This is a genomic window from Cytophagia bacterium CHB2 (assembly GCA_030263535.1).
GTDB lineage: Bacteria > Zhuqueibacterota > Zhuqueibacteria > Zhuqueibacterales > Zhuqueibacteraceae > Coneutiohabitans.
This window is the reverse complement of record SZPB01000546.1, coordinates 1-3074: the sequence shown is the minus strand read 5'-3', so window position 1 is coordinate 3074 and position 3074 is coordinate 1. Positions and strand designations below refer to the sequence as shown.

4 protein-coding genes are annotated in these 3074 nt (G+C 54.7%); 1 reads left to right on the top strand and 3 read right to left on the bottom strand.

Features of this window, described 5'->3' with window-relative positions; genetic code table 11:
• The first annotated feature begins 172 nt into the window (after nt 1-172).
• Nucleotides 173-1153: a prolipoprotein diacylglyceryl transferase gene (locus tag FBQ85_28720; protein ID MDL1879117.1), complete on the top strand. Its 981-nt coding sequence runs from the start codon at nt 173-175 to the stop codon at nt 1151-1153.
• Between the two features lie 10 nt (nt 1154-1163).
• Here the strand turns inward: FBQ85_28720 and FBQ85_28715 are convergent, their stop codons facing one another.
• From FBQ85_28715 to FBQ85_28705, 3 genes are read right to left on the bottom strand one after another with little or no spacing between them, the layout of a single operon-like run.
• Nucleotides 1164-1961, bottom strand: coding sequence for an alpha/beta fold hydrolase (locus FBQ85_28715; protein ID MDL1879116.1), 798 nt, complete (start codon nt 1959-1961; stop codon nt 1164-1166).
• 45 nt (nt 1962-2006) lie between these two features.
• The gene (locus tag FBQ85_28710; protein ID MDL1879115.1) at nt 2007-2456 is read right to left on the bottom strand and encodes a hypothetical protein; all 450 of its coding nucleotides are present in this window, start codon (nt 2454-2456) and stop codon (nt 2007-2009) included.
• A gap of 21 nt (nt 2457-2477) precedes the next feature.
• On the bottom strand, nt 2478-2978 hold the full coding sequence (locus FBQ85_28705) for a hypothetical protein (GenBank protein ID MDL1879114.1): 501 nt from the start codon (nt 2976-2978) through the stop codon (nt 2478-2480).
• Nucleotides 2979-3074: the final 96 nt, after the last annotated feature.

The window sequence follows — 3074 nt, the reverse complement described above, 5'->3', positions numbered from 1 at the left end:
CATGATCAACGGCTCCTTTCAAGTGCGCGCTGAGATTTTTAATCTGCTGCAAACACACGAGCCGCCGCACGTCATCGAACTCATTGCCGCGCGTTATGGCTATCGTAAAAGCGATGCCTCCCTCCCGCCAAGCTCATGGGAAAAACCGCCAACCCAAACGACTCCCTAACGCATGTATCCTGATCTCTTCACCATTGGTCCCGTCACCCTGCACAGCTTCGGTTTGATGGCGATGCTGGGCTTTCTCGTGGGCGCCCTCATCATGCGCCGCGAGTTTGGCCGCCTCGGGGTCGAGCCGGATCTCGCGATTACCATTTCGACCGCGGCGCTCATTGGCGGCTTTGTCGGCGCGCGCCTGTACTACATCATCGAGCATTGGCCCGACTTTGCCGAGCCGATTCCAAGCGTGTTCTGGCGGGGCGGATTCGCGTGGTATGGCGCTTTACTCGGCCTCCTGCTTGTTGGGGGTTGGAAATTTTTCGCCGCCAAAAAAGAAAAAATTCCGGCGACAACGCTGCCGCTGCTCAAACAAAATGCCGGACTGCTCATTTTTGCCGCTTATCTGGGCGGACGTATTCCGATAATTGTCAAACATTGGCGTCACCTCGACGAATCGTTTGCGATGGTTTTTAGCGGCGCCGGGCTGGTGTGGTACGGCGGTTTGTTCGGCGGCACACTCGCGGTGATGTGGGCGATTCATCATTACAAAATGCCCTTCTGGCAAACCGTTGACATTGTCGCAATGCTGTTGTTAGTTGGGCAAAGTTTCGGTCGCATGGGCTGCTTTCTCTCGGCAGACGGTGATTATGGCCCGCCCTCTGACGTGCCCTGGGCCATGGCATTTCCCAACGGCGTAGTGCCGACTACGGAACGCGTACACCCGACGCCGCTGTACGATATTATTTTGTTACTGACTGCTTTTTTCTTCGTCTGGAGAATTCGCAAGCGCCCTTTTGCGCCGGGAACGTTGTTCGGACTTTATCTGATTGCCGCAGGCAGTGAGCGCTTCATCACGGAATTCTGGCGCCGCACGCCCAAAATCGCTTTTGATTGGATGACGCTGGCGCAAATGATCAGCATCGGAATGATACTCGCGGGGGGAGTTTTGATCTATCTCCGGCGGAAAGCCAACAAAAAAGACCTACTGCAATAACGGCATCCGGTCAACTGGATTTCGTCAAGCCATGATCCAAAAACTGTTCAACTCGTTTATTAAATTCCTCCATCGCCTCGAAGTGAATCCAATGCCCGGCATTGGGTATCATGGTCAATTTGCTATTGGGAAAATGGGAGAGAATAAGGGCGTGATCGTGGTCGAGATGATAATCGGAATTTTCCCCGCCGATAAAAAGAGTTTGGCCCTCGAAACGCGCGTGAGCCGGCGGTTCATAAGCCGCCATCTCTGTTTGAAACGCCAATAAAGCCGGCAGATTCACGCGCCAACCAAAAGAATTGTCCTCGTTTCGAACCAAATTGGTCAGCACAAATTGCCGCGTGGTCTCGTTGGCGAGTTTTTTTGATAAGGCCTCATCAACTTGCTGGCGCGTGGAGAATTGTGCGATAGGCAACTCTGCCAAAGCCTCCAAAATTCCTACTGACGAGCTGCGATAGGCGCGCGGTGCAATATCTTCAATAATTACGCCGCGCAAGCGCTCGGGATAATGAAACGCAAACTCCATGGCCGCCATGCCGCCCATCGAATGGCCCAGCACATAAGCTGCTTCCAAATTGTGTTGATCAAAAAAATTCTTGAGATCTTCTCGCAGGGCTGCGAAACTGTGTTCGGGCGTGTGCGGCGACTCCCCGTGATTGCGCAGATCAACAGCCAGGATGCGGTACTTTGCACTCAGTGATTTGGCCACCCGCTGCCAGTTCTGTGAGGAGCCCAGCAGGCCGTGCAGAATAACCAATGTTTTTGGGCCTGTACCGTATTCTCGAAAGGCTAGTGTGAGCGGAGACATTTCTTTTGGAGGTAAGTTCGCAGCCGCTTGTGTCCGTTTGCGAAGCTAAAACGTCACGCCGCCGCCGATGACAAACTCGCTGTGACTAAACATCAGCAACTTGACAAAAGCAAACGGCAGGGTTTTACTTCTACCAAAGCGCGCGCCAAAGATGCCGTTCAAACCGATATCCGTATCACGGACCTCGCGGTAAGACCAATGGCTGATGCCCAAACCGCCGCCGGCATACCAGCGCGGACTTTGGCGCACCGGGAAATCATACAAAAAATCGCCGTTAATTGAAAACAATGACCCGTGCTCGACAAATGCAATTTCGAGATTGGGATTGGCGCGCCAGCGCTTTGCGATCGGGTGCGTCAAGTGCCCGCCGAGAAACAGCGCGTCGCTGTCCAGATAAAAGCCGCTGCGCACACCATAGCGGGTTTGCGCCTGCGCTTCGTTCGAATTGACGGCGATTACGATCAACAGCAAATGGAATGTGGCGAGCAATCGCATAGAGGATAACTTGAGGTTGAGTTACACGAGTGAGAAGAAACCCTGTTGCAAGCGGCTTTCCTGGTAATCGAGTTTCTTCACGGTTGCAAAGAAGTGGCGCAGTTTCGCCGCGTCTTTCACGCCCGCTTTGCTCTCGACCGAACTGGACAGATCGACGCCATCCGGTTGCGCGAGACGAACCGCCAGGGCGAGATTATCCGCCGACAGGCTTCCAGCAATAATGGTAAATTTGTATTCGCGCAGTTTGTGGGCAAACTCCCAATCGGCTTTTGTGCTCACATTGCTCAACTCGCCGGGTTTACTGCCATCCACCAAAAACGCCGGAGCCGGATAGTTGCGCAACTCCGCGGGCGTGGAGGCACCGTGCGGACACATCAGAATGTCGACATGGTCGGTTCCCAACCTGCCTAAACTGGCGTGGACCGAGTCCAGGATAATCTGTCTGTAGTTTTTGCCCCGGTCGAGCTTTTCGCCGTACTTTTCCGCGATGGCGTTGCTCAGCGCCGACGGCGAGCCGCGCATTCTCGACTTCGGCCTCGCCAAGACCGGTATGGACCTGGCCGCCGAGGCACAGCCGGCCGCCGTGACCGTGACCGGCCAGTTCGTCGGCAGCCTGCC

Coding starts and splice junctions, on each gene's coding strand:
- FBQ85_28720 (MDL1879117.1), top strand. CDS start 173: ATGTATCCTGATCTCTTCACCATTGGTCCCGTCACCCTGCACAGCTTC.
- FBQ85_28715 (MDL1879116.1), bottom strand. CDS start 1,961: ATGTCTCCGCTCACACTAGCCTTTCGAGAATACGGTACAGGCCCAAAA.
- FBQ85_28710 (MDL1879115.1), bottom strand. CDS start 2,456: ATGCGATTGCTCGCCACATTCCATTTGCTGTTGATCGTAATCGCCGTC.
- FBQ85_28705 (MDL1879114.1), bottom strand. CDS start 2,978: ATGCGCGGCTCGCCGTCGGCGCTGAGCAACGCCATCGCGGAAAAGTAC.